At 50.5% G+C, this 19,036-nt stretch carries 14 protein-coding genes and 1 pseudogene; 9 read left to right on the top strand and 6 right to left on the bottom strand.

Annotation, left to right across the window (positions count from 1 at the left end; genetic code table 11):
• Nucleotides 1–5 precede the first annotated feature (5 nt).
• Nucleotides 6–1,139: a glycoside hydrolase family protein gene (locus tag NQ510_RS05450; protein WP_008662105.1), complete on the top strand. Its 1,134-nt coding sequence runs from the start codon at nt 6–8 to the stop codon at nt 1,137–1,139.
• 2 nt (nt 1,140–1,141) lie between these two features.
• Nucleotides 1,142–2,110 carry a tRNA-dihydrouridine synthase family protein gene (locus NQ510_RS05445; RefSeq protein WP_005826046.1) on the top strand — a complete coding sequence of 323 codons (969 nt, stop codon included), beginning with the start codon at nt 1,142–1,144 and terminating at the stop codon, nt 2,108–2,110.
• Nucleotides 2,111–2,318: 208 nt separating this feature from the next.
• Here the strand turns inward: NQ510_RS05445 and NQ510_RS05440 are convergent, their stop codons facing one another.
• From NQ510_RS05440 to NQ510_RS05425, 4 genes are all read right to left on the bottom strand, one after another.
• On the bottom strand, nt 2,319–5,405 hold the full coding sequence (locus NQ510_RS05440; protein ID WP_005826047.1) for a chondroitinase family polysaccharide lyase: 3,087 nt from the start codon (nt 5,403–5,405) through the stop codon (nt 2,319–2,321).
• Between the two features lie 6 nt (nt 5,406–5,411).
• On the bottom strand, nt 5,412–6,101 hold the full coding sequence (locus NQ510_RS05435) for a DUF6250 domain-containing protein (protein ID WP_005826049.1): 690 nt from the start codon (nt 6,099–6,101) through the stop codon (nt 5,412–5,414).
• A 114-nt stretch (nt 6,102–6,215) separates the two neighbouring features.
• Nucleotides 6,216–6,728, bottom strand: coding sequence for a hypothetical protein (locus tag NQ510_RS05430; RefSeq protein ID WP_005826053.1), 513 nt, complete (start codon nt 6,726–6,728; stop codon nt 6,216–6,218).
• A 77-nt stretch (nt 6,729–6,805) separates the two neighbouring features.
• Nucleotides 6,806–8,080 carry a DUF2851 family protein gene (locus NQ510_RS05425; RefSeq protein WP_005826054.1) on the bottom strand — a complete coding sequence of 425 codons (1,275 nt, stop codon included), beginning with the start codon at nt 8,078–8,080 and terminating at the stop codon, nt 6,806–6,808.
• A gap of 96 nt (nt 8,081–8,176) precedes the next feature.
• Here NQ510_RS05425 and dapB point away from each other — a divergent pair, with 96 nt between their 5' ends.
• The 7 genes and pseudogenes from dapB (at nt 8,177) to uxuA (ending at nt 15,482) form a co-directional block, all read left to right on the top strand.
• Nucleotides 8,177–8,941 carry a 4-hydroxy-tetrahydrodipicolinate reductase gene (gene dapB / locus NQ510_RS05420; protein ID WP_005826055.1) on the top strand — a complete coding sequence of 255 codons (765 nt, stop codon included), beginning with the start codon at nt 8,177–8,179 and terminating at the stop codon, nt 8,939–8,941.
• A 6-nt stretch (nt 8,942–8,947) separates the two neighbouring features.
• Nucleotides 8,948–10,441, top strand: a complete 1,494-nt coding sequence (gene lepB, locus NQ510_RS05415; protein ID WP_005826057.1) for a signal peptidase I — start codon at nt 8,948–8,950, stop codon at nt 10,439–10,441.
• A complete protein-coding gene (gene lepB, locus NQ510_RS05410; protein ID WP_005826058.1) occupies nt 10,438–11,373 on the top strand; it encodes a signal peptidase I in 936 nt (311 codons plus the stop codon). Before lepB (NQ510_RS05415) ends, lepB (NQ510_RS05410) begins: the two co-directional genes overlap by 4 nt.
• 89 nt (nt 11,374–11,462) lie before the next feature.
• The gene (locus tag NQ510_RS05405; protein WP_005826060.1) at nt 11,463–12,104 is read left to right on the top strand and encodes a WbqC family protein; all 642 of its coding nucleotides are present in this window, start codon (nt 11,463–11,465) and stop codon (nt 12,102–12,104) included.
• Between the two features lie 3 nt (nt 12,105–12,107).
• Nucleotides 12,108–13,325, top strand: a pseudogene (locus tag NQ510_RS05400) (alginate lyase family protein); the annotation flags it as partial.
• 137 nt (nt 13,326–13,462) lie between these two features.
• Nucleotides 13,463–14,275 (top strand): SDR family oxidoreductase, encoded by an 813-nt coding sequence (locus NQ510_RS05395; protein WP_005826063.1) that lies wholly within the window; start codon nt 13,463–13,465, stop codon nt 14,273–14,275.
• Between the two features lie 34 nt (nt 14,276–14,309).
• Nucleotides 14,310–15,482, top strand: coding sequence for a mannonate dehydratase (gene uxuA, locus NQ510_RS05390; RefSeq protein WP_005826068.1), 1,173 nt, complete (start codon nt 14,310–14,312; stop codon nt 15,480–15,482).
• A gap of 134 nt (nt 15,483–15,616) precedes the next feature.
• Here uxuA and NQ510_RS05385 read toward each other — a convergent pair whose 3' ends face one another.
• Both NQ510_RS05385 and NQ510_RS05380 read right to left on the bottom strand, forming a co-directional pair.
• Complete coding sequence (locus NQ510_RS05385; RefSeq protein ID WP_085931073.1) at nt 15,617–16,282, bottom strand: MIP family channel protein; 666 nt, start codon at nt 16,280–16,282, stop codon at nt 15,617–15,619.
• Between the two features lie 258 nt (nt 16,283–16,540).
• A complete protein-coding gene (locus tag NQ510_RS05380) occupies nt 16,541–18,766 on the bottom strand; it encodes a glycoside hydrolase family 3 C-terminal domain-containing protein (protein WP_005826070.1) in 2,226 nt (741 codons plus the stop codon).
• Nucleotides 18,767–19,036: the final 270 nt, after the last annotated feature.

The following is a 19,036-nucleotide window of genomic DNA, read 5'->3' as shown; positions in this document are numbered from 1 at the left end:
TCCCCATGAAAAGACATCATCTGCTTTTTCTCTTTGCCGCTTTCATAGCTATAACGTCTTCTGCCCAGAAGCTGGACAATCTGGTAGAACTGAAACAGAAGTCGGAAAACCCACTGTTTCATCACTTGGACAAAGCTCCACGTACACCAGCTTTCGAGTGCGAAGGCTATTGGGCCTGGGGAAGTTCGGTAGTGAAAGGAGATGACGGCAAGTACCATATGTTCGTTTCCCGCTTTCCCAAAAGCTTGCCGTTCCATCCGGGATGGATGGTAGCCTCGGAGATTGTACATGCCGTATCCGAGATACCGCAGGGACCTTATCGGTTCAGCGAAGTGGCCCTCCCTGCCCGTGGTGCGCAATACTGGGACGGACGCTCCACACACAATCCACGCATTTTGAGGCAGAACGGGAAATACTACCTTATCTATATGGGTTCCACCCACCCCTTTGCCGACCCTACTTACGAACAACTCACCCTGAAAAGCCCCTGGTGTACCGTTGCCCGCGCCAACAAACGCGTGGGACTGGCCGTTGCCGACTCGCCCTACGGTCCGTGGAAACGCTTGGACGAGCCCATCTTGAAGACCAAGCCCAATACTTTCTACAGTTTTCTGACCTCAAATCCCTCGCCTATCATTCAAGAAGACGGTTCGGTGATGATGATATTCAAGGGGCGACATTACACGAACGGTTACCTGCACTCGGCCATGAGCCTCGGAATGGCTTATGCTCCTACCATAGAAGGCCCTTATCGAGTGCTGAACAATGACTGTCCCATCTTTGAAGTAGACGGTCAGGGCGAAGCGGAAGACCCTTTCCTCTGGAAAGATGCAAACGGTTATCATGCCATCTTCAAAGACCATGTAGCCAAGTTTACTGGCGAACGGGGCGGAGGCGTCATGGCACATTCCAAAGACGGCATCCAATGGACGGTGGACAAAGACCCGAAAGCCTACTCGCTCACTGTGGAGTGGGAAGACGGCAGCGTGGAGAAGCAAGGACAACTGGAACGCCCCTTCATCCTCTTCGAGGACGGAAAGCCTGCCTACATCTTCTTTGCCACGATGGACGGGCCCGGAGGATTCGAAAATGCATCCCGTTCTTGGAATATGGTGATTCCCATCAAAGATCGGAAGTAAAAATGTGTATCTTTGCAGCCATGAACGAGAACATATTACCCATCCACTTCGCCCCGCTGCAAGGCTACACCGATGCCGTCTACCGGCGGGCGCATGCACGCATATTCGGCGGCATAGAGACCTATTACTCTCCTTTCGTACGCATGGAGCACGGAGAAATCCGGCGGAAAGATGCCCGTGACATTGAGCCGGACAACAACCCGGACCTGCACCTCATCCCCCAGCTCATTGCTCCGGATGCGGACAAGCTGGAGCACATAATGTCCCTTTTCATCGAAAAAGGATACCAGGAAGCGGACATCAATCTGGGTTGTCCTTTTCCGATGCTGGCCCGGCGCCACAATGGCTGCGGCATGCTGCCCTATCCCGAAGAAGTGAAGGCGCTGCTCTCCGAAGCCATCGACCGACATCCCGACATCCGTTTCTCCGTGAAGCTGCGTCTGGGCTGGGAGCAGGCAGAGGAGTGTCTTGCCCTGCTACCGCTGTTCAACGAACTCCCCCTCGCACACATCATCCTGCACCCGCGTCTGGGCAAGCAGCAATACAAAGGAGAGGTAGACCTGGAGGGATTTGAAGCTTTCTACAAAGAGTGCACCCACCCTCTGTTCTACAACGGAGACCTGCATACCGCGAATGATATCCGTTCTATCACCACACGGTTCCCCCGATTGGCAGGTATCGTCATCGGCCGCGGGCTACTCGCCAATCCTGCCCTGGCGCTGGAATACAAGCAAGGAACCCCGATTTCTTCCGATGAAATGGCGAAAAAAGTGGGACAACTACACACCGAGGTCTTCAACGCCTATCAAGAGCTACTGCAAGGCGGTGAGGCACAGCTATTAATGAAAATGAAAAGTTTCTGGGAGTACCTATTGCCGGACGGAGACCGCAAAGCGAGAAAGACCATTCATAAGACCAGCAAACTGGCAAACTATCAGTCAGCAGTAAGCAATCTGCTCGGAACATATTAAACAACCGTTTCCAGTATCTTTCTCTATAGGAGAGAAAGGCTAAGACTCCTATACCGAATACCCACAACACCCGGATGTATTCACCCAAAACATGGGGATGTATTACCCCAAAACATCCCCATGTTTTATAGCACAACACCCGGATGTTATGGGGTAAAACATCCGGGTGTTGTGGGTATTCAGTATCAATGTCTAACCTATACTCTCCCTACCTCTTTAGCTCTACCTCTAAGCTTGCAGCATCCCGGCAAGTAAAGCGCAGCACAGTCTGATTCTTGTCTGCCGACAACACCTTGCAATAGGGCGTCTCGGCAACCTTCCACTGTCCCTTCAAAGTAACGGTTACGGGAATCTCCTGACTCTCATTGTCAGTCCACGGGCGTGAATAGATACTGCGCTCAATACGTTTTCCGTCTTTATCGAAAGCCTCGTCACTCGGACCACGATACAAGGCCAAGTCGGGCTGGGAAACAGTCAGCAGAAGCTTGTCCTTATATTCGCGTATCATGACAAGGCACGATGTATCGGCTTTCTGCAACAATCCGCCGTCGGGCAGAGCTTGCGGAGTCTCAAACAAGACGTAAGAAGTAAGACCGTCTGCCGGAGAACGCACAATGTGGGCGTTGCGGTCTTGTTGGAGAATCTTGTAAGTGGGTTTCTTGGCGAATGCCTCCAAAGCGGCGGCATCCGTGTGGGGTAGCACGGCATATTCGTAGGAAGCGCCTTTCGGGGCTTTGCCATGCTGTAATGTCAAGGACACCCAGTCGCCGGAAGTGGGCTTGGTGCTACGCTCGCCCACGGTCACTTGCGGGAAGTTCTTCTCGTAGCGGGCATCAGGGCGGGAGGCTTTGGAAATGTAATAACCTACGCCGTTGGGATCTATATAAGTCTGCCCGTCACTCTGACAGGACTCCCAGTACCGGCGGGTTTCGGGAGTGGTGGCGGCAAGCTGGAACACGGTGGTTTCCGTTGGATATTCGGTATTTAGGTTTTCGATGTCCGTACCGAGGCATACAATGGTGCCGTCGAAGAAATGGAACGACTTGCGGGCACGGTGAGAACCGTTATACTTATCATGTTCATGCAGCACCATACCGAAGTTACCGTTCAGATGTGCTTGGGACAAACCGCCGGCAAAAGCTTCGTCGGAATAGAGCATCTCCTCCATGCCGGAGAAGGTATCGACATTCAATACCCGGGCACGCAGCTGGTCGAAAGGCAAATGAATGCTCGTGACACCCGGAATACGATTCCAGTCGAAACCGGCCTCCTGCCAGCCACTGGTGGCAAAAGTAACCATTTCATCGGTTTTTCCGGTAAGAATCTGCATGCTGCCATGTGCCAGATAACGGCCATAGAAATTGGCGGGGAGATAGTGCTCGGCAGCCCAGAGGTAACGGGAATGTCCGCGTACTACGGCAGCCCAGTTGCTGCGACGCTGTACGGATACACAACCGTAACCCAAAGCCAGATTGCCTTGCGGGTCGGGTTCCGGACGGAAGCCTTGGGCTTCAAGCAACTTCTTCATCTCCAATTCGTGGCGAGTGGAAGCCTTCGGCAGATAGTCGGGCGCATTCTTGTCCGGAGCTTCTGTATAGGCAACCAGGCGCAAATAGGCAGCGGCCATTTCGGGGTCATACTTCTGCTTGCCATCCGGCGTACCGGCAATGGCCATCGTGGCATATTGGATAGGTATCAGACTTCCTCCCCCGTTGGGATGGCGTCCGGACATGGAGAGAGACCATTGCTTCAGGTTGCAATAGAAACGCATGGTGAGAAGCACTTTCTTCACCGTCTCGTGTGCCTGCTCGGACAGGCGGAACTCGGTACCACTCAGCAAGTAAATCATATTAGTGGCACCGTCCAGACCGCCCACTGCATAAGCAGGATAATTGTTGCAATGATGGAAGCAGGCACCGTCCGGCTTGAAAGAACCGGCCAATCCCGGCGCAGGAAGACAGCCTTTGTCCAGCCAACGGGAGAAGGAACGCAGGTATTGCAGTTTCTCCGGTGTATCCTCCATAATCAGAATGCTGGCTATGCGGCCTTGCAACTTGGTGTTGAACGTATCTATATCAATACCGTTGACGGCAGGTTCGGGATATACCTCATTGGTGATGGCATACCAGTTGAGCGTACGTACCGCCTCTTCCAGCTTACCTACCTCACGCAACACGTCCTTCATCAAGAAATAAGCCACAAACAGACCGCGCATACTATATCCGTAATGGTGGATATTCCCCCAGCAACTGCCGTAGGCAATACCCTGGTCGGTGGCGTTATCGTACATGGCGATGAATTTCTGCTTCAACTCGTGTTTCAGCGCCGCATCTTCCGCATTGTTGTAGGCGATGGCGACGCGTTTCATCAGGTTGAAATAGTCGCTTATCTCTATCCCCAGTCTGGAGAACATATCTTTGTCCCAATCGGGTACCATACGTTCGTATGCCTCGGAGTGACGTACGAAATAGATAGGACGTCCTGCTACCTTGCCGTTCTTGTAGGTAATCCGATAAAAATCATACTTCTCACGGATGGACTGCATCTCCTTGTCCGAAAGCGCGGAAGGTGTGTAGAGCATGCCGCGGAAACGCTTCTCCATAATCCGTATATCCTGCTTCTGCGCCTCGGTCACGTCTGTCAGAGGGATGTCCGGTTTCCACAAGGAGTGTTCGTAGATAACCAGCCAGTGGTTGGTGGTTCCCTTATTTACAAACGGTACCTGCAAGTCGGCAGTCTGCTGGCGGGCATCCACCTTGCTGGCAGTAATCAGATGGTCGAAAAAGAGTTTCCCCTTCACGTCGGGGGCTACAATTCGGATTTCGTCCATCCCTTCTTCCGGGGTACCTTGCATATCGCGTTCATAACATACCCATGCTCCGCGCCAACCGGTAAAGTTGATGCCAAAAGGAAAAGAGGTGCATACCTTGCCATCCTTCAGGAACTCAAACAGAATCTGCTTGTCCTGGGCCTGCTCATTGTACACCCATACGATGAAAGCCGAAAGATAGGTGTCTTTCCCCGTCGGGTCTTTCTTCTCAAATTTCAAGTCTTTTTTGATAGACAGTGCGGCACCCGGCTCGAAAGTCCAGCTCAAACTGTGGTCGCCGTCCCTATAATGTTCGTCGCTAATGCCCAACTGCGAACCGGCTGCCGTAGTGACAAACGCCGGAACCTGCTTCTCCTCAAAAGAAAGCAAGCGCTCATTCTTCACGATTTGTGCGTGTACACTGCCCGGCAGCAACATGCAAACGAGCGCTACCGCTCCTATTTTCCATTTACTGAATTGCATCATGTCTGTTTATTTAAGGTTATCGATATTTGCTACTTGGAAATCTGCAAAACGTACGTGGTTCTGCCACAACCGTAAGGCGAAATAGCCGTCTCCTTTGCCATCGGCAACCGGTAAGCTGAAAAGCTCTTCACCATCCATGGCATAAGTGGTGGCTCCATTCTCCACACGGATTTTAACTTCATACCAATGGTTGGGCTTCAAAAGGTGGGCGGCATCGGTATACTCTTTCAAGATGGGTTTAATCTTTGCATCGTCCACTCCATAATACTCTCCATGGTATTCACGGAAACGCGTAGTTCCATTATCATTACCGCCGTAGCCCACATAGTAAAGGTCCAGCGTATTGTAATTCTTGAACTCGCCGTTGCGCCATGCACTGCGGGCAAAGAAGTCATCCGGATGCCGGGGGTCATCGGCCCCCCAAAAACAATTCAAGTCACTGAGACGGTCGTAGCTACCATTCTCAACCACCACTTGTACCCGGTAGGTAATCTCATAGTTTCCCGTCAACCGTTCCTTATACCAAAGGGACAGCCCGTCCGGAGATACAATATCCATCGTATCGCCGATACATGTAATTTCCACTTTTCCGGAAGAATCCTCCACGACCCAGGCGGTAAGCCGGCAGGAAGCGCCCATCTCCATACCGGGGAGGACACATAAGAGAAGTTGCATCAAAAGAAGTTGTAACCGCATATTTCAATGTATTAGTACGGTACAAAGAAACCCCTCTTTTTGGAAAAAGAGGGGCATAAATCGTACAGAAGAAGGATAAAATAATGATTGAGGCGGATTTCTGCCCCCACTTCATCAAGGATGAAGTTCTTCGAAAGCCTTGTTTTCCTCTTGTACCGCCTGAATAGTTTCTTCCAGTTCATTGATAGGGAGATCGAAGTTGTACCAGTCGTTATAGCAGTCGGTGACATACCACTTGCCATCCGTCAGTTCAAAGACCACACGAAGGGAAGGTTCTGATTCATCATAGCCTGCTTCGAACTCTTTATGGGCAGGCTCATTGACAGTGAAGTGAGAAATATAGGTACCTCCCTCCTCTTCGGTAGTACGTCCTTCCTTCAGCGTTTCTTCGTCTAGCAATGCCCACTTCTCGCGGGTGAAGGGAAAAGTCTGTTCCGTCTCACCGTCATCCTTCAAGAGGGCGATGGGAGACTTCAAAGGAAACTTGATTCGGGAATACTGGAATGAAGCACTGGACGTGAATTTCTGGAGAAATGTCTTGAAATCCTCCTCTTCGGCAGCCAGACCATTGAGAGTCGTCAGCATGAGTGCCGCAAACAGACAAAAAACAAAGCGGATAGCCTTCATATACTCGGATTATTTTTCAATGCGCAAAGATAATATAAAAGTAATAAAATGCTAAGGCTATGGGGCGATAATTATTATCATCTATGTTTCAGATACTCGTAACCAAACCGGCAACGCAAGCAGTCTTTCTTGTCACAATATTCCTTTTGAAGTTGAAGCAGAGCCTGCGAATCGGCAGCGGTAGATACCGGCAAACCGGCACCATCCCAAAGTCGGGTTACGTGATTGTTTTCGGCCTTCAAGGATTCAAGGAAACGGGTGGCACGGTCACACAAAACGTCATCGGCCTTGTGCAGGCCATAAGCATAAAGAAACGGGATGACCGTATTGATGGCAATCAGATTCAAGGCACCGTCCCCTACCCGCTTTTCCCTCCGGGGTGAAACCTTTCTGAAATTGAAGTGCTCCTCCCAATACGCGGAAGTCTTGGCAGCCAGTATCTTCTTCACCGCCTCCAGCGTTTCAGCCTCCATAACACGCGAGAAGAGCGACTGCTCCTTGTGATACAGACAGGCAAGCTGGGCGAGGCGTACATGTGGAAAGTTATCGGGACGAAGACGCAGAAACCGCCACTGCTCAACAGACATGGGAGCTGGCAGCTCGAACTTGTGTTGCAGGTAGCGGAACTCTTTCTGAAGTATCAAATAATAATCATCTGCCTCTGCCGAGACCTCCTCCAGCAGGCCTGCCTGCCCCAGGAAGAAAGCCTCCACTTGAAACAGACTGTCCCGATGCTTGTCTACGGCGCGGAATGGAAGGCGGTTTGCCCATGCCTCGAAAGCATCCCCATTCAGCCCGAAGCCGAAGTTACGAGCAAGAGTAATGAAGAAAACATCTTCCCAATGATGATTGCAGCGTTCGAGCCGCTGGGATATGACGCATGCTTTCTGCTCAAAACGCTCTACCTGCAAAGCGGACAGCCAGGAATGGACGGTCAGCTTTGGGAGGGAGGCAAGGATGGAATAGCAGGGAGGATAAATCTCTGTCTGCCGAAGCTCTTCATAGCGCAAGCGGACAGTGTCGGGGCAAGTGAGCACCATCTGGGGAACCAGCTCACCGTTCGTGCGGTACACATCACAATTCGATTCGCCCACCACGTGCAGGATGACGGTATCATACGCCTTGTCACGGTCGTGCCTATGGAGCAGCCAGTCTGATGCCTGCGTATGCACTTCGACGTTGCCCACCCAGAGCGTACCGTCTATTTTCAGTTTGGCATTAAAAAAATCGGGGCCTGCATTCATGTTCGGCAAACCGGGATCTATCACTTCTACCGGCCGGCCGGAGGTTGTCTGGAGCAATGACAAAGGAAATATTTTGTGCTTCCAAACATAATGCAGTAGTTGTTCCATGTTAACAAGACGTTAATGTTGAGCACAAATGTAAGAAAAAGATTATCTTTGCGACCTATAGTTTGTTGATAAACTAAATAAAAACAGATAGAAACAATGAAAATCGCATTAATCGGCTACGGAAAAATGGGCAAGGAAATCGAGAAAATAGCCCTTGGCCGCGGACACGAAATTGTAAGCATCATCGATGTCGACAATCAGGAAGACTTTGAATCGGCAGCCTTCAAGAGCGCCGACGTTGCCATAGAGTTCACCAACCCCATGGTTGCATACAATAACTATATGAAGGCATTCCGCGCCGGGGTCAAACTGGTATCCGGCAGTACGGGATGGATGGCAGAACATGGAGACGAAGTAAAGAGACTTTGTACCGAAGGCGGCAAGACACTGTTCTGGTCTTCCAACTTCAGCTTGGGAGTAAGCATCTTCTCTGCCGTCAACAAGTACCTCGCAAAGATAATGAACCAATTCCCTGCCTATGATGTGACAATGAGCGAAACGCACCACATCCACAAGATGGACGCTCCGAGCGGAACGGCCATCACGCTTGCCGAAGGTATTCTGGAGAATCTCGACCGTAAGGACAAATGGGTAGAAGGGACTTTCCAAGCTCCCGACGGAACCGTTTCGGGCTCTACGGAATGTGCAGCCAATGAGCTATCCATAAGTTCTATCCGCGAAGGAGAAGTACCGGGCATCCACAGCATCCGCTACGACTCCGAAGCCGACAGTATCACTATCACCCACGATGCCAAGAATCGCAGGGGATTTGCCTTGGGAGCTGTCCTTGCTGCCGAATATACCGCCAAGCACGAAGGTGCTTTGGGAATGAGTGACTTGTTTCCATTTTTAAAAGACTAAAACATCATGAGAAAAGCAACACGCACCCAATGGATTAAATTCAGTATAGTCACCCTGCTCTACCTTGCCTTTCTGGTTTGGGTAAAAAGCTGGCTGGGACTGATTGTACTACCCTTCATTTTTGACATCTACATCAGTAAGAAGATACCCTGGGGATTCTGGAAGAAATCGGAGAATCCTGCCGTACGCAGCATCATGAGTTGGGTGGATGCCATCGTATTTGCGCTGGTAGCCGTCTACTTCGTAAATATCTATGTGTTCCAGAATTATCAGATACCGTCTTCCTCATTGGAGAAATCCTTGTTGGTAGGCGATTTCCTTTACGTCAGCAAGATGAGTTATGGTCCGCGCGTACCGAATACGCCGCTTTCCATGCCGCTGGCACAACATACACTACCGGTATTCAACACCAAATCGTACATCGAATGGCCCCAATGGGAATACAAGCGTGTACCAGGCTTCGGCAAAGTGAAACTGAATGACATTGTGGTGTTCAACTTCCCGGCAGGCGACACGGTAGCCACCAATTTCCAGCAGACAGACTTCTATACCCTTGCTTACGAAGAAGGAAAACGCGTGTATCCCAACAAGGTGAATATGGACAGCCTGACACGCAAGCAGCAACGTACTGTCTACGACCTGTACTACAATGCCGGACGTAATCTTATCCGTTCCAATCCGAGAATGTACGGTGACATTGTCATACGCCCCGTTGACCGTCGTGAAAACTATGTAAAACGTTGCGTAGGCCTGCCCGGCGATACGTTGCAAATCAAGAAAGGACAGGTATACATCGACGGTAAAGCCATCGAGAACCCTACAGAAATGCAGTTCAACTACTTTGTACAGACTACAGGTCCTTATATCACCGATGATATGTTCCGTGAACTGGGCATCAGCAAAGAAGACCAGACACTGATGACCGACGGTCTGGGCTGGGAAGAGAATCTGATTGAAATGGGATTGGACCGCCGGGATGCCCAAGGCAGGCTGGCACCGGTCTATCATCTTCCGCTCACCAAAAAGATGTACGAGACCCTTTCGGGCAACAAGAAACTCATCAGTAATATTATCATTGAACCGGGAGAATTCTCGGGACAGATGTATCCGCTGAACCTTTACACTAAATGGGACCGCAACAACTACGGCCCGATATGGATTCCTGCCAAAGGCGCCACCATCAAGCTGACCGAGGACAACCTGCCTATCTACGAACGCTGCATCGTTGCCTATGAAGGCAACAAACTGGAAGTCAAGGAAGACGGCATCTACATCAATGGTGAAAAGACCGACTCTTATACCTTCAATATGGACTACTACTGGATGATGGGCGACAACCGCGACAAGTCCGCCGACTCCCGATACTGGGGTTTTGTGCCGGAAGACCATGTCGTAGGAAAGCCTATCGTAGTATGGTTGTCACTGGACAAAGACCGGGGCTGGTTTGACGGTAAGATACGCTGGAACCGGATATTCAAGTGGGTGGACGGCATTAAATGAAAAAAGGGTGTAAGATAGCAATCACAATAGTTGGAGTGGCACTCGTCGTGGTGCTGCTTCGGGGTTGTGTGGCAACTTCCTATCTTATCCCCTCTTCCGGCATGGAAAATTCACTGTACCAAAGTGAGCGTATTCTTGTAAACAAGTGGAGCTACGGTCTGCGGCTTCCTTTCATGAAGTTATGGGGGTATCATCGCTGGGCGGACAGTCCGGTGCAGAAAGAGGATATTCTTGTATTCAACAATCCTGCCAATCTTTCAGAACCCGTGATTGACCGACGGGAAGTCTTCATCAGCCGTTGCATCGGTATTCCCGGAGATACCTTGCTGATAGATTCGCTTTTTTCAGTGATTCCTTCCGAAAAGAATGCGCCCGACCAGAAGTTTCTTTATTCTTACCCCAGACAACGGGAACGACAGTTGGATTCATTGCTTTCCATACTTTCCATCGCTCCCAACAAACTATTGGGGCAGGACTCAACAAAGAATATACGCAGTTTCAGCCGTTATGAACACTACTTGCTGGAACAAGCCATGAACGGGAACTGCTGGATAGAACCTATTGTCAAGGAAGATTCTATGGAGATACTGAAACCTCTGATAATCCCCAGCAAAGGCAAAGCCGTGCGCGTATATCCGTGGAACAAGACTTTGTTGCGAAATACCCTGGTACTTCACGAAAAGAAACAAGCCGAAATCAAAAACGACACCCTTTATGTGGAAGGCAAACCCGTGCAACACTGCCATTTTACCAAAGACTACTACTGGGTAGGTGCCAACAATGCCATCAATCTTTCGGACTCCCGTCTTTTCGGTTTCGTCCCCAAAGACCACATCATAGGCAAGGCATCTATCATCTGGTTCTCCAAAGAAAAGGGAACAGGACCTTTCAGCGGTTACCGATGGGGCAGGATATGGAAAAGAGTGGAATGACAAACAAATGAAAGAATAAAAATGAAAATACAAACAATGCACAGTAGCTTCAATCGTAAATCGCAAATCATCTAATCGTAAATATACTGATGAAAACAGTTTTTCTTTCTTCCGCCTATTTGGCTCCCATAGAATATTATACCAAATTGCTGGCATACGATAAAGTATTCATCGAACAGCATGACCACTATATGAAGCAGACTTACCGGAACCGTTGTACCATTGCCGTACCGGACGGTGAACTGGCCCTTTCCATCCCCACCGTCAAACCGAATACCCTAAAATGCCCGATGCGCGATATACGCATTTCAGACCACGGGAACTGGAGGCATCTGCACTGGAATGCCATAGAATCTGCCTACAACCACACTCCTTTCTTTGAATATTATAAAGACGACTTCCGCCCTTTCTATGAAAAGAAGTATGAGTTTTTAGTCGATTTCAACGAAGAACTTTGCCATCTTATCTGTTCTCTGATAGACATACAGCCCGATATGGCACGCACCACCGAATACCGGACTGAATTCACTCCGAATGAAGCGGATTTCCGCGAACGCATTCATCCGAAAAAGGATTTTTCTCTGGAAGATACAGAATTCTCACCACAACCTTATTATCAAGTGTTTCAAGAGAGACTCGGGTTTCTGCCCAACTTGAGCATCATAGACCTGCTGTTCAATATGGGACCGGAGAGCTTATTGGTATTACAGAAGTCCATCACTCTAAAATAAGACATGAAACCGAAAGCAACAATACAATGGACGCTTGCCTTCCTGCTCCTGGCATCTTGTATGCAAGCACAATCCATTTGGAACACAGCACACCTCGCAAATGTAAAACACTCTATTCACGAGCCTTTCTATGCCACAACTTACGAGATATTGAAAGCGGAAGCGGACAGGTTATTGGACGCCCAGCCCCTTTCTGTCATGATGAAAGAAAAAACACCTGCCAGCGGTGACAAGCATGACTATATGAGCCAAGCCCGATACTATTGGCCCGACCCGACAAAGCCAAACGGCCTGCCTTACATCAACCGCGACGGCGTATCCAATCCTGAACTGAACAAACTAGACCGTAATCGGTTGGGAACAACAGCCGGCCGCATCACTACCCTGGCTCTGGTCTGGTACTTCAGCGGAGAAGAGCAGTATGCCCGGAAAGCCACAGAACTTATCCGCGTATGGTTTCTGAACAAAGACACCCGAATGAACCCCAACCTGGAATATGCACAAATGATGCCGGGACACAATAACGACAAAGGTCGCTGCTATGGGCTGATAGACACCTACTCCTTCATAGAAATGCTGGATGCTGTGGCACTGCTAGAACAGTCAAAAGCATTTACTACCCAGGACAGCAAACAACTGAAGAAATGGTTTTCCAAACTGACCGACTGGATGCTCGCCAGTCCGCAAGGTAAGGAAGAAGCAGCCAGTGCCAACAACCACAGCGTAGCCTACGATGCCCAAATCATAGCTTTCGCCCTCTATACCGGTAACAAGAAACTGGCGCAGGAAATCATCAATGACTTCCCCCAAAAACGTATCTTCCCCCAGATAGCTCCTGACGGACGACAACCGCACGAACTGCAACGTACCCTTGCCTTCCACTACTCACAGTACAACCTGACCCACTTTATTGACATCATGCTGATGGCAAAAAATCTTGGAATCAAGCTGGATGACATCACCTCTACCGATGGACGTAACTTCTACAAAGCCATGGATTTCCTGGCTTCCTACGTCGGAAAGGGCCTCAGTGAATGGCCCTACCAGCAGATAAGCGGCTGGGAAAGCTCGATACAGAATTTCTGCAAAGACCTCTACCGTACTGCCGTCTACCTGAATCCTGCACGCAAAGACTACCTGAATCTTTATTATGCCCACCGTATCCTAAAACCGCATGACAACTTCAATCTACTGTATATACAAGCCACGGCATTGGACAACCCGATAAGGAAATAGCACTTTCTTCCGGACAACAAATGCATCTTTTTTGTATGATTGTTAGTCAGTGCAACAGATTATTCCGTATTTTTGCAACGCTAATCAAATAAAACACAACGTAATTTTTAAATGAACGAATCATGAAAAACTTATTTAACATTAAAGACAAAGTAGTGGTCATAACCGGCGGAACAGGAGTATTGGGGAAAGCCATCGCCTTTCATCTGGCAGAAGAAGGTGCAAAGGTCGTCATTTTGGGACGCAAGGCAGAAATAGGGGACGCCATTGCCGGAGAAATCAAGGCAAACGGTGGAGAAGCCATGTTCCTGACAACCGACGTGATGAACCGTGAACTGCTGGAACAGAACTTGGCTGACATCCTGAAAGCCTATGGCCGCATAGATGCCCTGCTGAATGCAGCCGGCGGAAATATGCCGGGTGCCACCATCGCGCCCACGGGCACTTTCTTCGATTTGAAGATAGAAGAGTTCCAACGGGTGCTGGAATTAAACCTGACCGGTACCGTACTGCCTACACAAGTCTTCCTCAAACCGATGGTGGAGCAGAAGGCAGGTGCTATTGTCAACTTCTCCAGCATGGCTGCTTTCCGCCCCATGACGCGTGTAGCCGGATATGCTGCCGCAAAAGCCGGTATCTCCAATTTCACAGCCTTCATGGCTACGGAAGTTGCCAAGAAGTTTGGTGAAGGTATTCGTGTAAATGCCATCGCACCCGGATTTTTCCTCACAGAGCAGAACCGTGCCCTGCTGACGAACCCGGATGGAAGCTACACGGAACGTGGGCAAGATGTGATTCGCCAAACTCCCTTCGGACGTATGGGCCGTGCAGAAGAGCTTTGCGGAACCATCCAATACCTCATCAGCGATGCTTCCAGCTTTGTCACCGGTACGGTGGCTGTAGTGGACGGAGGGTTCAACGCATTCGCCATGTAAATAGTAAATTGCAAATCATCAAACAATAAATAACATGATTCTTTGTGAACAAACCTGGCGCTGGTACGGTCCCAACGACCCGGTAAGCCTTTGGGACATCAAACAAGCCGGGGCTACCGGCATTGTAAACGCCTTGCATCATATTCCAAACGGGGAAATATGGACAGTAGAGGAAATCAAGAAACGGAAAGAAATGATTGAAGCCGTCGGTCTGCGCTGGTCTGTAGTAGAAAGTGTACCCGTACACGAACATATCAAGACCCAAACCGGAGACTTCCAGAAGTATATCGACAACTATAAAGAGAGCTTGCGTAACCTGGGCAAATGCGGCATTCACATTGTCACCTACAACTTTATGCCCGTACTGGACTGGACACGTACCGACCTCGCCTACGAACTACCCGACGGCAGTCGTGCCCTCCGCTTTGAACGTGCCGCTTTCATCGCCTTCGACCTCTTCCTGCTACGTCGTCCCGGTGCAGAAGGCGAATACACCGATGAAGAAAAGGCCAAAGCCCGTGCCCGCTTCGAACAGATGACAGAGGCAGACAAACAACTGCTTGTACGCAACATGATTGCCGGACTTCCCGGCTCAGAAGAAAGCTTCACCCTGGAACAGTTCCAACAGGAACTGGACCGCTACAAGGGCATCACTCCGGAACGCCTGCGTGCCAACCTGATCTATTTCCTGCAAGAAATCACTCCGGTAGCCGACGAAGCAGGTGTCATGCTCGTTATCCATCCGGACGACCCACCGTGCTCCATCCTCGGCCTGCCACGCATCATGAGCTGTGCTGCCGATTTCCAGGCACTGATTGACGCTGTTCCCAACAAGAGCAACGGTCTTTGCCTCTGCACCGGTTCGCTCGGTGTAAGCAGCGCCAACGATTGTGCAGTCATCATGCAGCAATTTGCCGACCGCATCAACTTTGTCCATCTGCGCAGTACACAACGCGACGCCGAAGGCAATTTCTACGAAGCCAACCACCTGGAAGGAGACGTGGACATGTATCACGTGATGAAAGCCTTCCTTGAACTGCAACAACGCCGTGGTGTCTCTATCCCGATGCGACCCGACCACGGACACCAGATGGTAGACGACTTGAAGAAGAAAACCAATCCCGGCTATTCCTGTATCGGCCGTCTGCGCGGACTGGCAGAGCTTCGTGGACTGGAAATGGGTATAGCCAAATCGCTGTACGAATAAGGCACAAGATATAGCAAGCATAAGGAAAGAACAGGAAGCCCTCCGTCCGAAACTTTGAAGTTTCGGACGGAGGGCTTCCCTTTATAAGTTTTCTGCCATCAGCCGCCTCTTCTTAAGGCACTGTCTGCCGACATTTATTTACCTTCTTTTGCAGCAAGCACTTTCCATACAACGGCACTCAGCGCAGCACCCACAAACGGAGCTACAATGAACAGCCACAACTGAGAGAGAGCCTCGCCACCCTGGAACAGTGCCGGACCGATGCTACGGGCAGGATTGACAGAAGTTCCCGTAACAGGAATACAAACAATGTGCACTAATACCAACGTAAGACCAATGGCCAATCCTGCAAGATTACCCGCCCCCTTCTCGGAATCCGTAGAACCTAAGACAACCAGCACAAAGATAAACGTGAACACAGCCTCTGCAATGAATGCCTGCAACATCATTCCGTCAGCAAACCCATTGGAACCGGTAGCCGTAGGACCACCATGAGCGCCCGTAGACACCAATGCATAAAGAATGGCAGAACCGATAACCGCCCCGATAACCTGAAACACCATATACATGGCTGCATCTTTCCCGCTCATCCTGCCGGACAACAGAACGCCCAGGGTAATGGCAGGATTAATATGACAGCCCGAGATTCCTCCGATAGCGTATGCCATCGCCACAACGGACAAGCCGAAAGCAAAAGCCACTCCCAGCGTTCCGACACCTGCACTAACCGCCCCCGCCGCACTTCCGGCAAAGACAGCACTACCACATCCCATCAGGACAAGAACCATTGTCCCGATCATTTCTGTAAAAATAAATATAAAAGATGAAAATCTGCCCAAACACGGCGGTAAAAACTCACCCATTACTACAAAACATCACTGCTTTGACTCTAACATCCAGCATATCTGCATCTTCCTTAGCCAACCCGAAGAAACTCAGAAATATAAGAAAACATATTGGCTTGTAAAGAGTACAAAGAAAGGGTGCAACCTCACGGCCACACCCTCCATCTACACTATCTTTGATAATAACCTAAAAGGAAACTTTATTTTCCTACATCATTTCAATTCAAAAGGAACCGTTCCCTTCACATCGGCTGCCGAAGCTGCTATGACAGCCTCGAACTTGCCCGGCTCGGTCACCCAAGCGTGCTGGGTGTCATCGAAGAAGCTAAGAGCCTCCTTATCAATGGTAAATGTGACTTCCTTTGTTTCGCCCGGAGCCAGTTTCACCTTTTGGAAACCTTTCAGTTCCTTGACGGGACGAGGCAGAGAGGACTTCTTGTCACTGATGTACAGTTGGACAACTTCCTGCCCTTCGCGCGCTCCGGTATTCTTTACAGAAACCTTCACGGTCAGCGTACCGTCGGCCTGCATGGTCTTGCTGTCGGCCGTCGGCTTGCCATATTCGAAAGTGGTATAGCTCAAACCGTGGCCGAAGGGGAACAACGGTTTCACCTTCTTCTGCTTATCGGCCCAACGGTAGCCCACGAAGATGCTTTCATTATACTTGATGTCGATGATGTCCTTGCTCCGTTTGCCGGTATATTCGCCCAAGCTGTGGGCCGGGCAGTCCTCCAGCTTCACGGGGAAGGTGAACGGAAGCTTGCCGCTGGGATTGACATCACCCATGAGGATGGCGGCAAGGGAACTGCCGGCTTCGGAACCCAGATACCAGTCCTGCACGATGGCAGGCACCTCGTTCACCCACGGCATGGCAATGGCGTTGCCGGAGATGTTGACGACAATCAGATTCTTGTTCGCCTCGGCCAGTGCGGAGATAACGGCATCCTGACCGTAGGACAAGCCCAGACCCTTACGGTCGGAGTCCTCGCAGTCCTGGCCGTTGCTCTTGTTCAGGCCGCCGATGAAGATGACATAATCGGCATCCCGGGCCTCTTTCACGGCTTCAGCTATCAGCTCTTCGGGAGTACGGTCATCCTTCAGATTCTGTCCGGTCACCACCCCGTTGTATTCACCGCTTGCATCGCCCACGTAGCCACGGGCATAGACCACCTCGGCCTTGCCGGCCACACGCTGCTTGATGCCGTCCAACGGAGAGAGTTCGCGCTGTACCTTCAGGGAAGAACTACCACCGCCTACGGTCATCATCTTGATGGCATTCTCGCCCACTACAAGAATCTTTTTAGCCCGGTTCAGGTCTATCGGGAGCACATTGCCCTTGTTCTGCAACAGTACGATGCCCTCCTCACCGATGCGGCGGGCAGCCTCGTAATGTTCCGGAGAGAGCATGCTTCCCCACGGACGGTCGGGGTTCATCACCGTACGGAAGATAAGGCGCAGAATGCGGCGTACCTTGTCGTCCAGTTCCGTGGTACCTACCTTACCTTCGCGGATGAGGTTCAGATAGGGATTTGCCAGATAATAGTTATCGTATGCGTTGCTGGCACCGTTCGAGAGCCCGTTGGTCCAACTGCCAAATTCCATATCCAGCCCGTTGGTGATGGCTTGCCAGGTATCGTGCGTGCCGCCCCAGTCGGAAATGACTACGCCGTCGAATCCCCATTCGCCCTTCAATATATCGTTCAATGTGTATTGGTTGTGACAAAGATGTTGGCCTTTGTATAGGTTGTAGGCACCCATGATGCTCCACGCTCCGCCTTCCTGCACGGCCATCTTGAAAGCAGGCAGATAGATTTCATAAAGAGCACGGTCGTCCACGATGACGTTGGTGGTGTGGCGGTTCACTTCGTGGTTGTTCAAGGCGAAGTGTTTCACGCAGGCAGCCACGCCGTTCTGCTGCACGCCCCGGATATAGGGCGACACCATCTTTCCGGCCAGATAAGGGTCCTCACCCATATACTCGAAGTTGCGTCCGTTGAGCGGTGTGCGGTAGATATTGACACCGGGGCCCAGCAGGACGGACTTGTTGCGGTAGCGTGCCTCTTCACCGATGCTCTGTCCGTAAAGGAGAGACATTTCGGGGTTCCAGGTTGCCGCCAGACAGGTCAGGGCAGGGAAAGCCACGCAGGAGTCGTTGGTGCATCCGGCTTGTTCCCACTCGTCCCACAACACATCGGGACGTATGCCGTGGGGGCCGTCGTCCGTCCATACATCGGGAATGCCCAGACGGGGCACACCCGCACTGCTGAACTTGCTTTGCGCATGAGTCAACTTCACTTTCTCTTCCAGGGTCAGACGGCTCAAGGCGTCTTCCACTCTTTCTTCAATAGGTTTGCTTGCGTCCAGATAGACGGGCTTCTGCTGGGCCGAAAGAGGCAGCGCGACAGCGGCCAGAACCAAACCGAATAATACTTTTTTCATTGTTGTATAATTAAGTTGTTATATAAATAAGCAATCATAATCAGTCCGTACCATTGATAATCCCCAACATACAAGGGAATATGACTTAGCCCTACCTACATAGGAACTGAAGTCCTTACACCCGTATAGTGAGTACCCATAACATCCGGATGTTGTTGTCCAAAACATCCCCATGTTTTACCCCAAAACACCCGGATGTTTTATCCCAATACATCCCCATGTTTTGCCCTAAAACATCCGGATGTTTTGGATGCTCAGTCCTATGGTGTG

The sequence above is a fragment of the Bacteroides uniformis genome (assembly GCF_025147485.1).
Taxonomy (GTDB): Bacteria; Bacteroidota; Bacteroidia; order Bacteroidales; family Bacteroidaceae; genus Bacteroides; species Bacteroides uniformis.
This window is presented reverse-complemented; position numbering and strand designations above follow the sequence as displayed.